The following is an 18,098-nucleotide window of genomic DNA, read 5'->3' as shown; positions in this document are numbered from 1 at the left end:
TCAGCGTCCTAACCCCTCAACATTCAAGTAACAACAGGTCCCGCGCTGTGAACGCCAATCAATATCTGCTGCACTCTGTAATCAAATGTCATGTTCCGTCATATCCAAGCGCCACCCCGCCCCGACCCGCGCGCCGCCCGCAAGGCTGGAGAAAATGATCCGGCCTTGCATCGCGCACACGTTCCGCGCGAAGAATCCGCCATATACCGGGTTTTCACAAGGGCCAAGATGAACGCGGCTGAGAATGTTGCGCCGCCGTGGTGCGATGCGGCGCCAGATGGCGCGGGCGCGCCCGCCGCCGCCGCGATCTGGCAGCTCGGGCCGCGGCGGACGGCGCCGCCGGCCGGATGGGTTTTCGCGCTTGGCCCCGATGGCGCGCTCGCGCCCGGCGCCGGCGCGCTGATCGAAGCCGCGCCCGCGGCCGCCGAGGTGCTGATCTCCGACGACGTGACGCAAATGGACGGCTGCGGCGCGCTCGGCCTGAAGCCGGCGTTCGATCCGCTGTTGCTGGAGCGGATGGATTACGCCGGGCGCGCGGTTTTCTTTCGGGCGGGCGTGCTCGGCTCCGCCGCTCTGGCGGCGCTGGAGGCCGGGGCGCCGCCGGCGACGCTGATCGAGCCCGGGCGCCGCGTCGCCCACCTGCCCTACCCGGCGGCGATCTTCGCCGCGCCCGCCGCCGCGCCGCCGGCGCGCCCCGCTTCGCGCGCGCCCCTCGGCCCCGTCGCGGCGATCATTCCGAACCGGAACAGCCCCCGCCTGATCCGCGCGGCGCTGGCGGCGATTCTCGCCGAGGACGGCGCCCCGGCGCCGGTCGCGGTGGTGATCGACAACGGAAGCGACGACCCGGAGACGCTCGCGTTTTATGAGGAGCTTCGCCGCGAGCCCCGCGTCAGGGTCGAGCGGCGCCCGGCGCCGTTCAACTTTGCGGCGATGGTCAATCGCGGCGCGGCGTTGGCGGAGGCCGAGTTCGGCGAAATCGCCGCGTTCCTGCTCCTCAACAACGACATCGAAGCGCCGAAACGCGGCTGGCTCCGGCCGATGGAGGAGACGTTGGCGGCGCCCGACGTCGGCGTCGTCGGCGCGAAGCTGCTGTTTCCCGACCGGACCATCCAGCATGCGGGGGTGATCGTCGGCCATGGCGGCGTCGCCGGGCACGACCTGAAAGGCGCGCCCGAATCCGCGCCCGGCCTCGCTGGCCGCATGGCCGCGCCGCATCTTCGCGAGGCGGCGACCGCCGCGGCGATGCTGGTCCGCGCCGATCTCTGGCGGGCGCTTGGCGGGTTCGACGCGCGCGCCTTTCCGGTCGCGTTCAACGATGTCGATTTCTGCCTCCGCGCCGGCGCGGCGGGCTGGCGCGTCGCGCTCGATCCGCGCGCCGTGCTGCTTCACCATGAGGGGGTCTCCCGGCGCAGGCCCCTGTCGCTCTCCCGATACCTGGCGCATCGGCAGGAGCGCGCCGCGCTCAGGAGCCGGCACATGACCGTCGGGCGCATCGACCGGTTTGAAAGCCCATGGCGCGATCCCGAAAACCTGACACCCACATTCCGCATGCTGAAGACGCTCCCGCCGATCCGGTTCTAACTCCGCCAACCCAACAGGCGCCGTTCGGCCAGACCGACGAGGAAGCTGACCACGAGGCCCAGCGCGGAGAGGATCAGAACGCCGGCGAAGAGCCGCTCCAGATCGTAGAGCGCCCCCGCTTCGAGGATATAGGCGCCGACCCCGTACTCCGCCCCCAACATCTCCGCCGCGACCAGAAGGATGATCGCGATCGCGAGGCTGACGCGCAACCCGGAGAGAATCCCCGGCGCCGCGCCCGGCAGCACGATCTTTGCGACGATCGCGCGCCAGGGCATGCCAAAGCTCTGGCCCATCCGGATCAGGGTCCGGTCCACATTGTCGACCGCGCCCCAGGTCGCGACCACGGTCGGCGTGAAGGCGCCGAAGGCGATCAGCGCGTATTTGGAGGGCTCCCCGATGCCGAACCAGATCACGAACAGCGGCAGCAGCGCGATTTTCGGAATCGGAAAGATCGCGGCGACGACCGGCGCGAGCCCGGCCCGGGCCAGCGTGAACAGCCCGATCAGCATGCCGACGGCGACGCCCGCGCTGATTCCAAGCGCCGCGCCGACGATCAGCCGCGTGACCGACGGGATCAGATGCTCGAAAAGAAGCCCCGTCTCCCAGAGCTGGACGAACGTCGCCGCGACGTCGCTCGGCCTCGGCAGGGTGAGGGACGAGATCACGCCGCTCCGGGTTCCGGCCTCCCAGACCGCGAGGATCAGCAGGAAGACGATGGGCGCGACCCAGCGCGCGCGGCGGGGTTGAAAGCCGCCGCCGCGGAACGGCACCCGGCTCCGCGGCTCGCGCTCCGGCCTCGCGGCGGCCGGGTCGGCATCGGCGGCGTCAGTCATCCAGCAGCTCCCGGTCAGCCTCCATCGCCTCCTCCCGCATCAGATCCCAGAGCCGCGCCTGAACCCGCTCCAGCGCCGGATCTCCCGCCCCTCGCTCCGAAAGCGGCGCGTCGATCGCCACCACGTCGCGCACCCGCCCGGGGCGACGCGAGAGAACGACGATGCGGTGGCCGAGCCGAACCGCCTCGGCCAGATTATGCGTCACGTAAACCGCCGTGAAAGGCTGGCGCGACCAGAGCGAGACCAGATCGTCCATCAGGAGCTCGCGGGTCTGACTGTCGAGCGCGGAAAGCGGCTCGTCCATCAGCATCACCGCCGGGTTGACCGCCAGCGCCCGCGCGATGGCGACGCGCTGCTTCATGCCGCCGGAGATCTGCCGCGGCAGCGCGCTGGCGAAATCGGAAAGCCGGGTGCGCGCCAGCACATCGGCGACGATCTCCGCCTTTCGCGCCTTCCCGAGCGGGTGATGCTCCAGCGCCAGCGCGACATTGCCCGCCACCGTCCGCCAGGGCAGAAGCGCGAAATCCTGAAAGATGTAGGTGAGCGGGTTGAGGCAGCCCTCAGGCGGCGCGCCCAGTTGCGCCACCTCGCCCTCCGCCGGCCGCTCGAGCCCGCCAAGAAGCCGCAGGAGCGTGGATTTTCCGCAGCCGGACGGCCCGACGACGCAGAGAATCTCCCCCGCCGGGATCGCGAGGGAGATATCGCTGAGCACCTCCGTCCCGCCGTAGCGGTGACTGACCCGGTCGAGAACGAGCTCCATCGCGGGAACCGGCCGCGGCGCCGCGGGCGCGCTCAGATCGCCGCGACGTAGCTGGAATCGACCAGCGTCTCCATCGTGACCCCGGCGGGAACGAGATCCTCCGCCTTGAACCAGTCGAGCTGATCCTCGATCGAGGCGATGTTGAGCGCGGCGCCCTCATTCATCCGCATCGCGCCGTTCACGATCTTCGGGGCGGCCGTTTCGAAAGCCTCATCCGCGTAGACGTATTTGTGAATCAGCCGGGTCATCTCGACGGCCGCGTCCTCGCCCGCCGTCCGGTCGATCAGCGCGGCGTTGAAGTCTGCGGCGCCCCGCGCGAAGGCGGCGATGAAGGCCTCGGCTTTCGCGCGCTCGTTCAACGCGGTCTCGGCGGAGGTGAAGACCGTCGTGACCTGATAGTTCGGCAGATAATCCGCGACCCAGCCGATCTGTTTGGCGGCGCCGGCGCCGGTCAGGCTCTTGCCGATATGCGGCACGATCGACCAGGCGTCGATCTGCCCCGATTTCAGCGCGCCGATGATCGCGCCGACCTTCTGAAGCGGGACAAGCCTGAGATCGTCCGCGAAGCCTTCCGCCGCCGCGATCTTCGCCGCCATGTAGTGGAAGGACGAGCCGGCCGTCGTCATCCCGAAGCTCTTTCCCTTCAACACCGACGGGCTGGTCAGCCCGGCGTCATAGGCGGCGTTGGAGGCGAGAATCATCTGCCCGTCGACGCCCTTCTCCTCCTGGAGGCCGCCGCCGATCACCTTGACCGCCCCCTTCTCCGCCAGGCTGATCAGCCCGCCCGAGATGGCCGTGACGCCGAAGCCGACATCGCCCGACGCGATCGCCACCGCCATCGGCTGCGCAGCCTGAAAGAAGCTGAACTCGACATCCAGCCCCGCCTCATCGAAATACCCGCGCTCCAGCGCGACGAAGCTTGGCGCGTGGCTGGTGAAGCGGAGCGCGCCGACGACGAGCTTGTCTGCGCCGAGCGCCGGAACGCCGAAAGCGGCGGCTGCGCCGACGCCGGAAAGCCCGGCAAGCGCGCCGCGGCGGGTGAGCGTGGTCATCTCTGGTCTCCCTCGGAGGTCTGACGTTTCGCGCCCCTTTACTAGCAGAGCGCCGGCGTCGGGGCCAAGCGCGCCAAGAGATCGCCCAATGATTGTATTTCTCTGGCTGCGCACATGTGAAAGTTTTACGCTCGCATAGTTTTTTGCTAAAATGAAACCTTAATGTCGTCGCATATATTGATTTTTCCACACATTACGCTTACGTCACCCTCAACGCTCGAGGGTGAGCGAACCTGTATTTTTAGGAAATGGCGCGTGGCGCCATGTGGGGACGTCTCGATGAAAAAACTGCTTACTATCGCAGCGTGCGCCGCCGCGATTTCGGCTTCCGGCCAGGCCAACGCCGCATCGGTGAATCCGGTTGAGCTGCTTCAGGCGTTCAACGTGATCACGCTGGGCGATTTCGACAACGGCGTCCACGTCCATGGCCGCACCTTCGTCGGCGGCGACTACACCTCGCCGCAGCTTTCCGAGTTGACCAAGGATCCGGTCTCGAACTTCACCTTCGACGGCGGCCCGTCGGGGACGGTCTTCATCGGCGGCGACGTCAGCGGGAACGGCATTCGCTCTTTCAACGGCGGCGATGTGGCGATCGGCGGATCCGTGGCTCCCGGCACGAATGTCGAGGCGCAGGGCGGCGGAACCGTGACGCAAGGCGTCGCCGGCATCCCCGTCGCGGACGTGAGCGCCGCGCTCTTCGGTCTGTCTGGCCAGCTCAGGGATCTCGGCCTCACTCTCGGCACGACGGGCGTGCTTGACGGCGATTCGAACAATCCCAGATTCGCCGCCGGCCTGACGGCGGACGCGCTCGAGATCTTCAACTTCGACGCATCGGATTTCTCCAACGGCAACTCCAACTACGGCGCGACGACGTCCGTCCCGACGATCGTCAACGTCTCCGGCGAGAACATCAACTTCGCCGGGAAGATCAGCAACGCCACGCCGAACCTGATCTTCAACTTCTACGAGGCGACATCGCTCTCCATCAGCCAGAGCTTCAGCGCCCATATCATCGCGCCGAACGCCGCGGTCAGCGTCGCCGCGAACTTCTACGGCATGATCGCGGCGAATTCTCTCTCGCTGCGGAATGGCGAGATTCACCCGCTCGCCTTCCCCGACCTGCCCAATGATCAGGTCACGGTGGCGCCGTTGCCGGCGTCGGGCCTTCTGCTTCTCGGCGCGCTCGGCCTCCTCGGCTATCGCGGCCGGCGCAAGGCCGCCTAAGCGCCCCTGATCGCCTGCAAAAGCCCGGCGGTGGAGCTGTCCAGCTCCGCCGCCGGCGCGCCCATGACCATCGGCGCCAACTCGCGCGACAGCGCCTTCCCAAGCTCGACCCCCCATTGATCGAAGGAATTCACGCCCCAGATCGCGCCTTCGACGAACACCCTATGCTCATAGAGCGCGATCAGCCGGCCCAGCGCGAACGGGTCCAGCCGCCGGTGCAGGATCGTCGTCGACGGTCGGTCGCCGGGAAAGGTTCGATGCGGGGTCAACCGGTCGATCTCCGCCGCGGCCAGCCCCTCCGCCGCCATCGAGGCCCGCGCCTCCGCCTCCGTCCGCCCGAAGGCGAGCGCCCGCCCCTGAGCGAGACAATTGGCGAGGAGAAGCGCGTGATGCTCGCCCAGGGTCTCGCGCGGCTCCACCGCCGCGATGAACTCGACCGGGATCACATCCGTTCCCTGATGGAGAAGCTGGAAGAAGGAATGCTGCGCGTTCGTTCCCGGCTCTCCCCAGATCACAGGCGCGGAGGCGCGCCGCGCCGGCGCCCCCGAAAGCGTCACGCGTTTCCCGTTCGATTCCATGGCGAGTTGCTGCACATAGGCCGGGAACCGCTCCAGCCGTTGATCGTAAGGGATCAGCGCGAGGGTCGGCCACCCCATCATGTTCCGCCGCCAGATCCCGATCAGCCCGAGAAGAAGCGGCAGATTCCGCTCCGCCGGCGCGGCGCGGAAGTGCGCGTCCATCGCCGCCGCGCCGGCGAGAAACGCCCGGAACTTCTCCGCGCCGATGGCGATCGCCAAAGACAGCCCGATCGCGGACCAGACCGAATAGCGCCCGCCGACCCAATCCCAGAAACCGAACACCCTCTCGTCGGCGACGCCGAAAGCCGCCGTCTCGGTCAGGTTGGTGGAGACCGCCGCCATATGCGCGTCGGGCCTCGCTCCTCCCGCCGCCAGCCACGCCCGCATCGAGCGCGCGTTGGTCATCGTCTCCTCGGTTGTGAACGTCTTCGAGGCGATCACCGCCAGCGTCGTCTCCGGGTCGAGCCCGGCGAGGATGTCGGTGAGGTGCGCGCCGTCGACATTGGAGACGAAATGCGTCCTCGGCCCGTCATGATCCGGCCGAAGCGCGCGGCAGGCCATCGCCGGCCCGAGATCGGAGCCGCCGATTCCGATATTCACCACATCGGTGAAGCGCCCGCCCCCGCGCGGCGCATAGGCGCCGGTGCGCACCGCTTCCGCAAAATCGAGAAACCGGGCGAGGCCGCCCTCGACATCGGCCGGCGCCGCCGCGCCGCCCCGAAGCGCCATATGGAGCGCGGCCCGGCCTTCGGTCTCGTTGACCGGCGCGCCCGCGAACATCGCGTCCCGCCGCGCGGCGACTCCCCGCGCCTCCGCCAGCGCCAGAAGCGCCCTGAGCGCGTCAGCGTCGATCTTCTCCTTCGAAAAATCGATCAGAAGATCATCCAACCTGAACGAAAACCGGTCGAACCGGCCCGCATCGGCGGCGAACAACTGACGGAGCGTGGCGCCTCTCAACCGCTCGGCGCAGCGCTCCAGCGCCGCCCATTCCTCAACCGCGCTCATCGCCCGGCCCCCCGCGTCAGCGCCGCCGCCGCGCGCGCAAAGCGCTCGACCCCGGCCCAGTCGCGCGCCGCCAGCATCGCCGCCGGCGCGAGCCACGAGCCGCCGACGCAGAGCACGTTGGGAAGCGCGAGATAGCTCCCCGCGTTGGCGCCGGAGACGCCCCCTGTCGGGCAAAAGCCGATATGCGGCAACGGCCCCGCGAGCGCCTTCAGCGCGGGCGCGCCGCCCGCAGCCTCCGCCGGAAAGAACTTCATGAAATCATACCCCCGCTCCAGAAGCCTCATCGCCTCGGAGGCGGTCGCCGCCCCGGGCAGCATCGGCAGCCCGGCCGCCTCCGCCGCGTCCAGAAGCGCCGCCGTCGCGCCCGGCGAGACGCCGAACGTCGCGCCGGCCGCCTTCGCCGCCGCGACGTCCTCCGCCGTCAACAGCGTCCCCGCGCCGACCACGGCGCCGGGGACCGCAGCCATCGCCCGAATCGCGTCGAGCGCGGCCGGCGTTCTCAGCGTCACCTCCAACGCCGGCGCGCCCCCCGCCACCAGCGCAGCCGCCAACTCCGCGGCTCCGCCCGCGTCATCAATCACCAGAACGGGGATCACGGGCGCCAGCGCCGCGACCTCCCGCATCCTTTGGCTCGCCTTCATTCCCATCCTCGCCTCCTCGCGCGTCTCAGGGTCCGTCACGTCTTCGCCGTCGTCAACCCGCGTCGTCCGTCCCGATCCGGGCGATGTCGCCGCGCCGCGGCATGTCCGCCCCCGCCCGCGCGCAAGTGAAGGCGGCGGCCGCCGAGGCGACGGCCATGATCTCGCCAACCTGATCCCGTTCGAGCGCGGCCAGCGCCCGCCTGTCCGGCGCGCGCGCCTGTATCTCCGCGAGCGCCGCGGCCTGAAAGGCGTCGCCCGCCCCTACGGTGTCGACCACCGGGACCCGGACCGGAGCGGCGAAGACCTCGCCGAAGCCGCCTCGCGCCAGCGCGCCGTTCGCGCCGTCTGTGCCGATGACCAGCGCCGCGCCGCAGGCCCGAAACCAGTCCAGCACATCGCCGAACGGCCGCCCCGGCCAGATCGCCGCCGCATCCTCCGCGCTGACCTTCACGATATCCGCCAGATTCGCCATCGCCTCAGCAGCCCGCGCCCAGACGGCCATGTCCGGCTCGATGGTCGGCCTGACGTTCGGATCCCAGGAGATGAGCCGGCGCCCCGCTTCACGGCCGGCGAGCGCCAGATGCGCGCCGGCCACCGGCTCCACCACCATGGAGTAGGAGCCGAAATGCAGGCCCGCAACCGCATCCGGCAGCTCCGGCAGATCGGACGCGTCGATCATCCGCTCGGCCGTCCCCGCCCCATAAAACCGATACGCCGCGTCGCCACGCGCTCCGAGCGTCACCAGGCTGAGCGCGGTCTCGCGCGGGCTCTCGAGCAAGAACCGGGTGTTCACGCCATCTTCCTCCAGCGCCGCCCGGAGCGCCCGGCCGAACGTGTCGTTTGAGAGCGCGGTGAAAAGCCCGGCGCGCGCGCCCAGCCGCGCCATGCCGACGGCCACGTTGAAGGGCGCGCCGCCGGCCCGGGCCGAGAGCGTGAAAGGCGCCCGCGCGTCGGCCGGCGCGAAGAGATCGAACAGCGCTTCGCCGCAGATCAGATACATGGACCTGGCCCGAACCGGGATTCGGCCCCGCGGGGGCGGCCTTCATGGCGCATGTCCGTCACTCCTTCGGAAAGATCAGCCGGGCCGCGAAGCCGGCGCCGGGCGCGGTCCGGATATCGAGCCTCGCTCCCATTTCCGCGGCCAGCTCCCGGGCGTTGGAGAGGCCGAGCCCGCCGCTCCGCCCCGAATCCTCCTTGACGCCGGCGCCGCGGCCAAAAGGGCGCAGAGCCACGGCGAGCGCGGCCTCCGACATGCCCGCGCCATCATCGGCGACCTCGAGCGCGGCGCCCTCATCGGCGCGCCGCGCGATCAGTTGGACCGTTCCGCCCGGCCGGCCGCCATGTTCAAGCGCGTTCATCACCAGATTCCCCACGATGCGATGGACGGAGATCTCATCTCCCGGCGCCGCGACGGTCGCGTCTCCCGAGACCGACAGGGTCACGCCGGCGGCGATCGCCGCGGGGCGGTGGAGCCGGGCGACCTCTTCCGCCAGCGCCCGAAGGTCCACCTGGCGGCCCGCGCGGCCCGCCGCGTTCATTTCCGAGCCCAGCGCGACCATTTCCTCCACCATCGCCAGGATCCGCCGGCTCGCGGCGCGGATGTCGGCCAGGTAAGAGTCGCGGCGCTCCGGCTTCATGGCGTCGCCCGACGCCGCGATGAATTCGGCGAAGCCGTCGATCGCCGTCAACGGCGAGCGAAGGTCATGGGCGATTTTCGCAAGCTCCGCCGCAGAGACGCCCGTCGCGGCGGGGCGGTCCGCGACGCCATGAAACTCCGCGATCACCGCCAGCGCGCCGGTCGCGGGATCGCTCATCCGGCGAAGCGAGACACGATGCCGCGCGACGCCCTCCGCCCCGACCGTGACGGTCTTGCGGCTGTGTATGCCCGCGCCGAGCGCCGCCGCCAGCGCGCGGCGGCCTTCCTCGGGGTCGGCGTATCGGTCGAAGAGCGCGCCGGGTCCGGCGCCGAACGCGCGCCGGTCAGCCTCGTTCCGCGCCAGAACGACGCCGGTTTCGGAACAGATCGCCAGAGGCTGCGGCGCGGCGTCGAATCCCGCCCGAGCCAGCGCCAGCATGCGATCCTCCCGCGCGTCCTTGCAAAAGAGCGCGACGCGCAACAGACTGCGCCCGTCCGCCCCCGTTTCTATGGCGCAGCGCGCCCAAGGCCTGACCGGCTCCGCGCGCGGGCGAAGCAGGAGCCCTCCGGCGCCGTCGCCGCCCTCTTCAATCTCGGCGATCCGCGCGGCGAGAGTCCGAACGGTCTCGTCTTCCGGGGCGAAAACACGCTCCGCCAGATCGTCGAGGCTGTCTTCGCCCCAGAAGGCGAGGCCGTCATCATTGGCCCAAACCAGCCGTAACCAGCGGGGATTCCAAAGAAACTCCGGTCGGAACGCCGTTGGCGGCTCGCTCATTTCCTGGCTTTGCCGCGGCCCTTGCCCGGTTTTCCGCCCGCCCCCCGGCGCGCCTGAGCGGCGGAGGCGCGCAGCTCCTCCGCAATTTCGTCGGCTTCCTCCGGCTCGAAATCCATCACGATCTCCTGACCGCCGCTTTCGACATAGATTCGCACCATGCCGAGCGTAGTCGGGCCGATCTGCAGGTTTGCTTCCTGCGCCGTTTCCCTGTCGATACCCATGTCCCGCCCTCCTTGGCCCTTGATGGCTCAGGGGTGGGGCGGCTTGCAAGCGCGCATCGTCTGCGGCTTGCAAAATAGCACGGCCGCGAGTAGACGAACCCCGTTCCGGGCGCATCGCTTTTTCGCGCCCCATCTGCGCCGACGTAGCTCAGTTGGTTAGAGCACTAGATTGTGGATCTAGGGGTCCCCCGTTCGAGCCGGGGCGTCGGTACCATAAAACCCGGGCTGCGGCCCGGGTTTTCTTTTTCCGGCGAGAGGCCGGCCTCCCGGGTCGCAGATCAGGCGTCTCCATGCGCGTTCGAGCGCAGGTTTCCCTTTTCGTCGGCGGCCCCTGCGCTCAGGTTCAGGAAATCGCGGAACCAGCCCGCCGCCCAATCGCCGTCGAGCCGCGGCGGCGCATCTTCGGAAAGCCGGGCGAGCGCCGCCTCCGATTGCGCCTCGGAGAAGCTCACGCCGCGGCGCGTCCTGATCAGGTCGCGCGCGAAATCGGCGGTGAACTCCGGATGCGGCTGAATCGAAATCGCGTAAGGGCGCTCCGGGTCGCCATAGACCAGCGCCGCGTTCTCGCAAAAGGCGGAGCAGGCGACGCGCGTCGCATCCGGCGGCAAGGCCGTCACCTGATCCTGGTGCACCGCGATGAGCGTCACCTGCTCCGGCGCGCCGCTCATCCAGCCCGGCTTCGCCACGATATCGTAGGCCTGCGGGCCAAGCCCCCATCCCTTTTCGGATTTCACCGCCGCGCCGCCCAGCGCCTCGGCCATGATCTGATGGCCGAAACAGACGCCGATCATCGGCGCGCGGACCTTCGCCGCCGCCCGGATGAAGGCTTTCAACGGCGGGATCCAGGCGTGATCCTCATAGACGCCATGCTTCGAGCCGGAAATGATCCAGCCATCGACCGCCCCCGGCTCAGGGGGAAGCTCCCCGTCGAAGACGCGCCAGCCGACGACCTCCGCCGCAGGGTCGGCGCGCCGCATCAGCCGGCTGAAAATGCGGTCGTATTCGCCATAGACCGGCCCCAGCCCCTCGGGCGCGAGGCCCGCCTGCAAGACTCCGATTCTCACGTCGCGCCTCCACCATTCCTCGCCCCAGCGTTAGCGCCGCGCGGAGCGGATGAAAAGGCCAAGCCCCGACGGCTGAGCCGCGTTCTCCGTGGACGAAATGGAATCTGGCCGCGCCTCTCCCTGGTTCCGGCAACTTGAAACCGGGCGGCGGCGGCGCGCCTTTCAGGCCGCCGGCGAATCCGCCTCCGGCCAATCGAATCATCGGAAAGACGCGCCGCAAACGCCGCTTGTCCGAGCCAACGCCACCGATGCATGTCTCGGCGAGACCAGAGCCCCCGCGGAGACTTCAATCATCCCGGAATCTGATTCGGCGACGCGGAGAAAATCTGGGAGAGTCGCGCCGACAAAAAACCCGCCGACTGGATCGTCGGCGGGTTTGCGGGCGGCGCGTCCTGCGGCGCGGACCGGCTCACGCGCCGTCGCCGTCCCGCCTATGTCGCGAAAACTCGCGGTCAGACCAGATACTGGCCGCCATTCGCCGTCAGCGTCGAGCCGGTGATGAACCCGGCCGCGTCGGATGCGAGGAAGACGACGCAACGCGCAATGTCCTCCGGCTCCCCGAGCCGGCCGACAGGTATCTGCGCGATGATGCTCTCACGCACCTTCTCCGGCACCGCCATCACCATGTCGGTGGCGGTGTAGCCGGGGCAGACCGCGTTCACGGTGATCCCCTTGAACGCGCCTTCCTGCGCCAGCGCCTTGGTGAAGCCGAGATCGCCGGCCTTGGCGGCGGAGTAGTTCGCCTGCCCCATCTGCCCCTTCTGGCCGTTGATCGACGAGATCATGATCACCCGGCCGAAGCTGCGGTCGCGCATGCCGTTCCAGACCTGATGGGTCATGTTGAAGGCGCCGCTCAGATTGGTGCCGATCACCGCGTCCCACTGCTCTCTGGTCATCTTGTGGAACATGCCGTCGCGGGTGATGCCGGCGTTGTTCACCAGAACCTCAACCGGGCCAAGCGCGGCTTCAACCTCGGCGACGCCCGCCTTGCAGGCGTCGTAATCGGCGACCGACCATTTGAAGGTCTTGATTCCGGTCTCGGCGTGGAACGCCTTGGCCGCATCGTCATTGCCCGCGTAATTCGCCGCAACGGAATATCCCGCCGCCGCCAGCTGCTTCGAAATGGCGGCGCCGATGCCGCGGGTTCCGCCAGTGACCAGTGCTACTCGTGCCATGCGCTCTCTCCTGGATGATCATAGCCGTTTGCAGTTTTCGCGGATCGCCCGCGAGCGAAAGTCGACTTCTATGCGCTCAGCCCCGCTCGACGCACATCGCGACGCCCATGCCGCCGCCGATGCAAAGCGTGGCGAGGCCCTTCTTCGCGTCGCGCCGCTTCATCTCGAAAAGCAGCGTGTTCAGGATCCGCGCGCCCGACGCGCCGATCGGGTGGCCGATGGCGATGGCGCCGCCGTTCACATTCACGATCTCCGGATCCCAGCCCATCTCCTTGTTCACTGCGCAAGCCTGCGCCGCGAAGGCCTCGTTCGCCTCGATGAGATCGAGATCGGCGGCCTTCCAGCCCGCCTTCTCCAGCGCCTTGCGCGACGCGTAGATCGGCCCCGCGCCCATGATCGACGGGTCGAGCCCGACCGTGGCGTAGGAGACGATCCGCGCCAGCGGCTCGATCCCGCGGCGCTCGGCTTCGGCGGCGCTCATCAGCACGGTCGCAGCCGCGCCGTCGTTCAGACCGGACGCGTTGCCGGCGGTTACCGAGCCGTCCTTGACGAAGGCCGGACGAAGCTTGCGCATCGTCTCGATATTGGCGCCGTGGCGGATGTACTCGTCATCCTCGACCACGATCTCGCCCTTGCGGGTCTTCACCGTGAACGGCGTGATCTCGTCCTTGAACCGGCCGGCCTTCTGGGCGGCCTCGGCCTTGTTCTGGCTGGCGACGGCGAATTCATCCTGCGTCTCGCGGCTGATCTGCCATTTCTGCGCGACATTCTCGGCGGTCTGGCCCATGTGATAGCCGTTGAACGCGTCCCAGAGGCCGTCCCTGATCATCGAGTCGATGAACTTCACATCGCCCATCTTCGCGCCCGCCCGCAGATGCGCGACATGCGGCGCGAGGCTCATGCTCTCCTGGCCGCCGGCGACCATGATATCGGCGTCGCCGAGCGCGATATGCTGCGCGCCGATGGCGACCGCCCGCAGGCCGGAGCCGCAGACCTGATTGATGCTCCACGCCGCGCTCTCGATCGGCAGGCCGGCGGCGACATGCGCCTGGCGGGCCGGGTTCTGCCCCTGCCCCGCGGTCAGCACCTGCCCGAGGATGGTTTCCGAGACTTCGGCGGCGGGAACCCCGGCGCGCTCAAGCGCCGCCTTGATGGCGACGGCGCCGAGTTCATGCGCCGGCGTATTCGCAAACGCGCCATTGAATGAGCCGACAGGTGTGCGTGCGGCGGAGGCGATAACGACATTGGTCATGGGCGGTCCCCTTGCTTTTCTGCGTTTTCGCGGCGACGCGACTCATCCCGCGCCTCCTGAATGTTGCATTGCAGCATATACAGGAGAGTCACGCCAAAAGAAAGTCCGCCAGCGGCTCCCAGAGCGCGGCGCGGGCGTTCCGCCCCACGATCATTCCGACGTGACCGGAATCCGGCCGGATCACCTGCGCGTCCGGCAACGCGGCGGCGATCGCCCCGGTCGCCGCCGGCGGGGTTATCCGGTCGCGCCGCGCCGCCGCGACCAGAGTCGGCGCGCGCACCGATTCCGCTCGGACCGGCGCGCCGCCGACGCGCCAGAGCCCGCGCGCCGGCGTATTCTCAAGATGCCAGTCGATCAGCGCATCCCGCGCCGCCGGACCGGACAGCGGCGGGCCGGCGTTCAGCCAATCCTCGATCAGCACGAACCGCCGGGCCTCGGGCCCGCTCTGGTCGAGCGCGGCGAACCGGCGGAATTTCCGCGCCGCGAGGCCCGGGTCGAGTTGCGCGAAAACCGCCTCGAGCACGATGACGGGAATCGCGCCGAAAGTCGCCGTCACCCTGTCCATCACACGCGCCAGCGCCGTGCGCTCGCCGCTGATCCCGAGCGATGCGAGCGCGCCCCGCATCGGCGTCATATGAGAAAAATCCCAAGGCGCGCCGATCAACGCGAGCCGCGTCACGTCGTCCTGGCGCGCCCCCGCCAGCGCGACCGCGAGCGCGCCGCCCATGCAATAGCCGACGAGCCCGAGCGGGCCTCCAGCCACGGCGCGGGCCGCGTCGAACGCCGGAGACAGCCGCTGCTCAACGTAATCCGCGAGGTTGAATCCCTGCTCCTCGACCCCCGGCGCGCCCCAGTCGAGAAGCAGGGGGCGCACGCCCCGCGCCGCCAGAAAGCGCATCAGCGAGAGATCGCCGTCCAGATCGAGAATATGATGCCGGTTGATCAGAGACGGCGCGACGACGACCGGCCGCCCGCCCGCCGGGCCGAAATCCAGAAGCCGCGCCGAGCCGCGCCGCCAGAGCGTGGGCGGGTCGGCCAGCGTGCGAAAAACCGGGCTCGCCTGATAAAGGCGGAGCCCCCGCGTCAGCGCCGCGAGCCGCGCCGCGCCCTCGCTCCGGAGCGCCAGCGCCATATCCATTCCCGGCGCCCTCGCGACCTCCGCCGCGAGGCGGCGCTCCGCCGGCGTCGGCCGCGTCGCCCACGGAAACCTCGGCGCGTCGGCGAGCGGCGCGAGCCGGGCGCCGGATTCGAAGACTTCCGCCGCCGAGAGCAGATGCAGGATCAGCGGCGCCGGCGAGCCAAGCCGGTCCGGCGGGCCGGCCGTCACGGCTCGTCCGCCCGCGCGGCGTCTTCCGCGCCGCCCGGGCCGCGCAGGGCGTGCTCCGAGACATGCCGCTCCCAGAGATCCAGAAACGCGGCCGCGCGGGCGCGAAGCGCGGCGGCCTGGCGCGCGCGCTCGTCGTCATGCGGTCTTGTGTCGCCTGTCATCGCAGCGGAGATTATCGACGCCCCGGCCACGCGTCCATCGCAGCCGGGCGCGGCGGCGCCGCGAATTCGCGGTTGCGGTGCGGCGCCGCCCCGGAATATGCTGAACTTTCCAGGGAGAGGGAGCGCTCAATGGCGGCGGGGAAAGACACGTCGGAAGACAGCGAGAGCGGGCGCGACCCGATCGTCATCAAGAAATACGCGAACCGGCGACTCTATAACACCGCCCGCAGCAGCTACGTCACGCTCGACCACCTCTCGACCATGGTGCGCGAGGGCCAGGACTTTGTCGTCACGGATGCGAAAACCGGCGACGACATCACCCGTTCGGTGCTGACGCAGATCATCTTTGAAGAGGAAACCAAGGGCGCGGCGATGCTGCCGACGAATTTTCTGCGGCGAATCATCAGCCTGTACGGCGACTCGCTGCAATCGGTGGTGCCCGAATATCTCGAAGCGTCGATGGAGACGTTCACCCGGAACCAGGAACAGATGCGCGAGCACGCCAAGCGGCTTTTTGGCGCCAATCCAGCGATCGAAAGCCTGGAGTCGATGACCCGTCGCAACATGGAGATGTTCAATCAGGCGATGCGGATGTTCTCGCCGTTCACGCAGGACGCCCGCGCCGCGGAGCGCGCGGCGTCCGAAACGCAATCGTCCGACGCGCCTTCAGACTCCGCGAGCGGCGAACTCGGCGCGCTGAAAGATCAACTGGCCCAGATGCAGGCGCAACTCGACAAGCTGTCCCGAAAGCCGTGACGCCCTCTCCGGGGAGTCTCGCTCACCCCGCGACTCCCCGATCCGCAGAGGCATCGCCGGACCAGACAAGCGACGGCTTGCCAAAGAAGAAGCCCTGAAAGCCGTCGACCCCGAGGGAGCGCAAGACCCGCGCCTCGGCCGCAGTCTCCACGAATTCGGCGATCACCATCATGTCGAACTGCCGCGCGATGGCGACGAGCGCGGAGACCAGCATCCGGTTGTCGGCGGATTTGTCGATGCCGCTGATGAATCCGCCGTCGATCTTGACCATGTCGAACCGGAAATCGCGAAGATGCCGGAACGAGGTCCGCCCGGCGCCGAAATCATCGATCGCGAGCGCGGCGCCATGCGCGCGGATCAGCGCGAACAGCCCCATCGCGGCTCCGGCGCGAGAGATCGCCGCTTCCTCCGTCACCTCGACAATCAGGCGCACCGCGCAATCGGGGGCGGCGGTCGCGAGCTCCGCGAACGCTTCGGGCCAGCGGCGGCGCGTGATCGCCGCGCCGGAGAGATTGACCGAAATCCGCAGGGACGGGTCCTTCTCAAGCTCGGCGAAAGCCAGGCGCAGAGTCGCGACATCCGCCTCTTCCGTCATGCCGAGCCGCTCCAGTTGCGGCATGAAATTCTTGGCCGGGATCGGCGCGCCATCCGGCCCGGACACTCGAATCAGCGCTTCGCGAAACATCAGCCGGCCGGTCGCGTCGGCGGAGACGACAGGCTGAAGCGCGATCGAGGCGCCGCCGGCGCGGATCATGTCGAGCGCGGCGCGCGCGCGGCCGAGCTCATCGCGCTCCGCCGCCGGATCCAGAATCGAAATTTCGATTTCCCCGCCCTCGCTCCGCGCGCGGTCGAAGGCCCCAAGCGCGGCTGCGATCAGCGTGTCGCCCGCGCCCGGCGCCAGCGATGCGGTCCACGCGACGCCAAGCCGCGGGTCGACCGAAGGTCCCGATTTCGCGGCCGCGACCGCATCCGCGAGGCCGCGCGCCATCTGATGCGCGACCTCAGGAGAGGCCGCGGCGGCCAAGACCGCCACTTTCGCGCCGGAGAGGCGCGAGACCAGCGCCCCGTCCGGCGCCGCCGCCAGAACGCGTTCGATCGCGCCCTCCAGCATCTGGTCGCCCGCGTCATGGCCGTAAATCCGGTTGACGCCGCCGAGCGCGCCGGCGCTGACCACGAAAAGCGCGACCGGCCCATCGCTCCTCTGGAGACGGCGCTCCAGGGCCTTGCGTCCTTGCGCCGCACGGATCGCGCCGCCGGCGCCAGGGCCGCCGCTGCGTTCCCCTCCTGAATCCATGACCAGCACCATGCCCATCTGCGAGCCCCCCACCGAACGGCTTTCGAATCACCCTTAAGGGTTCTACTAATGCTCTAACATTCCATTAGGAGGAATAGGTTAATGGGCGAAGTTCCGAAAGCCGGCGATGAAACCCGCTGCCCCTGGTGCGGATCGGACCCGCTTTACGTCGCCTATCATGACGAGGAATGGGGCGTTCCCGAACGCGGGAGCCGCGCGCTGTTCGAAAAACTCATACTGGACGGGTTTCAGGCCGGCCTGTCCTGGCTCACGATACTTAAGAAGCGTCCGGCTTTCCGCGCCGCCTTCGATGACTTCGATCCGGTCAGGATCGCCCGCTACGGCGAAGCCGATGTTCTCCGCCTTCTCGGGGATGCCGGGATCGTCCGCCATCGCGGCAAGATCGAGTCGGCCATCAGCGGCGCCCGCGCCTGGATCGAAATCGAGGCCTCAGGCGGGTTCGACACGTTCTTGTGGGATTTCACCGACGGCGCGCCGATCGTCAACACATTCCGGACGGCGGCCGACGTTCCGCCGGAGACGCCGCTCAGCCGCACGGTGTCAAAGGAGCTCAAGGCCAAGGGGTTCAAGTTCTGCGGCCCGACCATCGTCTATGCGTTCATGGAGGCCGTCGGCATGGTGAACGATCATCTCGTCGACTGCCCGCGCCACGCCGAGATCGCCCGAGCGGCCCACGCGTAGCCGCTGGGCCGGCGTCTTCGCGCGGCGGCCGGGGGGGGCCACAGCCCCGCCCGGCCTCAGC

General features: G+C 69.0%; 18 protein-coding genes and 1 tRNA gene. 5 read left to right on the top strand and 14 right to left on the bottom strand.

What is annotated here, in order from left to right:
- The first annotated feature begins 228 nt into the window (after positions 1–228).
- On the top strand, positions 229–1,581 hold the full coding sequence (locus WG921_RS16970) for a glycosyltransferase (protein WP_340110449.1): 1,353 nt from the start codon (positions 229–231) through the stop codon (positions 1,579–1,581).
- On the opposite strand, the gene WG921_RS16965 is transcribed toward WG921_RS16970, so the two are convergent.
- The 3 genes from WG921_RS16965 to WG921_RS16955 are packed head-to-tail and all read right to left on the bottom strand — an operon-like array spanning position 1,578 to position 4,226.
- Positions 1,578–2,414: an ABC transporter permease gene (locus tag WG921_RS16965; RefSeq protein WP_340110448.1), complete on the bottom strand. Its 837-nt coding sequence runs from the start codon at positions 2,412–2,414 to the stop codon at positions 1,578–1,580. The genes WG921_RS16970 and WG921_RS16965 overlap by 4 nt on opposite strands.
- The gene (locus WG921_RS16960) at positions 2,407–3,174 is read right to left on the bottom strand and encodes an ABC transporter ATP-binding protein (protein WP_340110447.1); all 768 of its coding nucleotides are present in this window, start codon (positions 3,172–3,174) and stop codon (positions 2,407–2,409) included. Before WG921_RS16960 ends, WG921_RS16965 begins: the two co-directional genes overlap by 8 nt.
- 32 nt (positions 3,175–3,206) lie before the next feature.
- On the bottom strand, positions 3,207–4,226 hold the full coding sequence (locus WG921_RS16955; RefSeq protein WP_340110446.1) for an ABC transporter substrate-binding protein: 1,020 nt from the start codon (positions 4,224–4,226) through the stop codon (positions 3,207–3,209).
- A 279-nt stretch (positions 4,227–4,505) separates the two neighbouring features.
- On the opposite strand from WG921_RS16955, the gene WG921_RS16950 reads away from it, so the two are divergent.
- Positions 4,506–5,450 (top strand): collagen-binding domain-containing protein, encoded by a 945-nt coding sequence (locus WG921_RS16950; protein WP_340110445.1) that lies wholly within the window; start codon positions 4,506–4,508, stop codon positions 5,448–5,450.
- Here WG921_RS16950 and pgi read toward each other — a convergent pair.
- From pgi to WG921_RS16925, 5 genes are read right to left on the bottom strand one after another with little or no spacing between them, the layout of a single operon-like run.
- On the bottom strand, positions 5,447–7,033 hold the full coding sequence (pgi, locus tag WG921_RS16945; RefSeq protein WP_340110444.1) for a glucose-6-phosphate isomerase: 1,587 nt from the start codon (positions 7,031–7,033) through the stop codon (positions 5,447–5,449). The genes WG921_RS16950 and pgi overlap by 4 nt on opposite strands.
- Positions 7,030–7,674 (bottom strand): bifunctional 4-hydroxy-2-oxoglutarate aldolase/2-dehydro-3-deoxy-phosphogluconate aldolase, encoded by a 645-nt coding sequence (eda, locus tag WG921_RS16940; RefSeq protein ID WP_340110483.1) that lies wholly within the window; start codon positions 7,672–7,674, stop codon positions 7,030–7,032. The genes pgi and eda overlap by 4 nt, the downstream gene beginning before the upstream one ends.
- A 52-nt stretch (positions 7,675–7,726) precedes the next feature.
- A complete protein-coding gene (locus WG921_RS16935; RefSeq protein WP_340110443.1) occupies positions 7,727–8,674 on the bottom strand; it encodes a carbohydrate kinase family protein in 948 nt (315 codons plus the stop codon).
- A 58-nt stretch (positions 8,675–8,732) separates the two neighbouring features.
- Positions 8,733–10,085 (bottom strand): sensor histidine kinase, encoded by a 1,353-nt coding sequence (locus WG921_RS16930; RefSeq protein ID WP_340110442.1) that lies wholly within the window; start codon positions 10,083–10,085, stop codon positions 8,733–8,735.
- Entirely contained in the window at positions 10,082–10,306 is a 225-nt protein-coding gene (locus WG921_RS16925) for a DUF6324 family protein (RefSeq protein ID WP_340110441.1), read from the bottom strand. The genes WG921_RS16930 and WG921_RS16925 overlap by 4 nt, the downstream gene beginning before the upstream one ends.
- A gap of 137 nt (positions 10,307–10,443) precedes the next feature.
- Here WG921_RS16925 and WG921_RS16920 point away from each other — a divergent pair.
- A tRNA-His gene (locus WG921_RS16920) sits at positions 10,444–10,520 on the top strand.
- Positions 10,521–10,584: 64 nt separating this feature from the next.
- Here WG921_RS16920 and WG921_RS16915 read toward each other — a convergent pair.
- The 5 genes from WG921_RS16915 to WG921_RS16895 form a co-directional block, all read right to left on the bottom strand.
- Positions 10,585–11,370 (bottom strand): type 1 glutamine amidotransferase, encoded by a 786-nt coding sequence (locus WG921_RS16915; RefSeq protein ID WP_340110440.1) that lies wholly within the window; start codon positions 11,368–11,370, stop codon positions 10,585–10,587.
- Between the two features lie 452 nt (positions 11,371–11,822).
- Positions 11,823–12,545: a beta-ketoacyl-ACP reductase gene (phbB, locus tag WG921_RS16910; RefSeq protein WP_340110439.1), complete on the bottom strand. Its 723-nt coding sequence runs from the start codon at positions 12,543–12,545 to the stop codon at positions 11,823–11,825.
- Between the two features lie 76 nt (positions 12,546–12,621).
- Positions 12,622–13,797, bottom strand: coding sequence for an acetyl-CoA C-acetyltransferase (locus WG921_RS16905; RefSeq protein ID WP_340110438.1), 1,176 nt, complete (start codon positions 13,795–13,797; stop codon positions 12,622–12,624).
- An 88-nt stretch (positions 13,798–13,885) separates the two neighbouring features.
- The gene (locus tag WG921_RS16900; RefSeq protein ID WP_340110437.1) at positions 13,886–15,124 is read right to left on the bottom strand and encodes an alpha/beta fold hydrolase; all 1,239 of its coding nucleotides are present in this window, start codon (positions 15,122–15,124) and stop codon (positions 13,886–13,888) included.
- Positions 15,121–15,285: a hypothetical protein gene (locus tag WG921_RS16895; RefSeq protein WP_340110436.1), complete on the bottom strand. Its 165-nt coding sequence runs from the start codon at positions 15,283–15,285 to the stop codon at positions 15,121–15,123. The genes WG921_RS16900 and WG921_RS16895 overlap by 4 nt, the downstream gene beginning before the upstream one ends.
- A 129-nt stretch (positions 15,286–15,414) precedes the next feature.
- On the opposite strand from WG921_RS16895, the gene phaR reads away from it, so the two are divergent.
- Positions 15,415–16,041, top strand: coding sequence for a polyhydroxyalkanoate synthesis repressor PhaR (gene phaR, locus WG921_RS16890; protein WP_340110435.1), 627 nt, complete (start codon positions 15,415–15,417; stop codon positions 16,039–16,041).
- Between the two features lie 22 nt (positions 16,042–16,063).
- Here the strand turns inward: phaR and WG921_RS16885 are convergent, their stop codons facing one another.
- Complete coding sequence (locus WG921_RS16885) at positions 16,064–17,335, bottom strand: GGDEF domain-containing phosphodiesterase (protein WP_340110434.1); 1,272 nt, start codon at positions 17,333–17,335, stop codon at positions 16,064–16,066.
- Positions 17,336–17,437: 102 nt separating this feature from the next.
- Between WG921_RS16885 and WG921_RS16880 the strand changes: the two genes are divergently transcribed.
- The gene (locus tag WG921_RS16880; protein ID WP_340110433.1) at positions 17,438–18,037 is read left to right on the top strand and encodes a DNA-3-methyladenine glycosylase I; all 600 of its coding nucleotides are present in this window, start codon (positions 17,438–17,440) and stop codon (positions 18,035–18,037) included.
- Positions 18,038–18,098 lie beyond the last annotated feature (61 nt).

Origin of the sequence: Paludibacillus litoralis (assembly GCF_037646705.1) — a bacterium.
Classification (GTDB): Bacteria; Pseudomonadota; Alphaproteobacteria; order Rhodobacterales; family Rhodobacteraceae; genus Pikeienuella; species Pikeienuella litoralis.
This window is presented reverse-complemented; position numbering and strand designations above follow the sequence as displayed.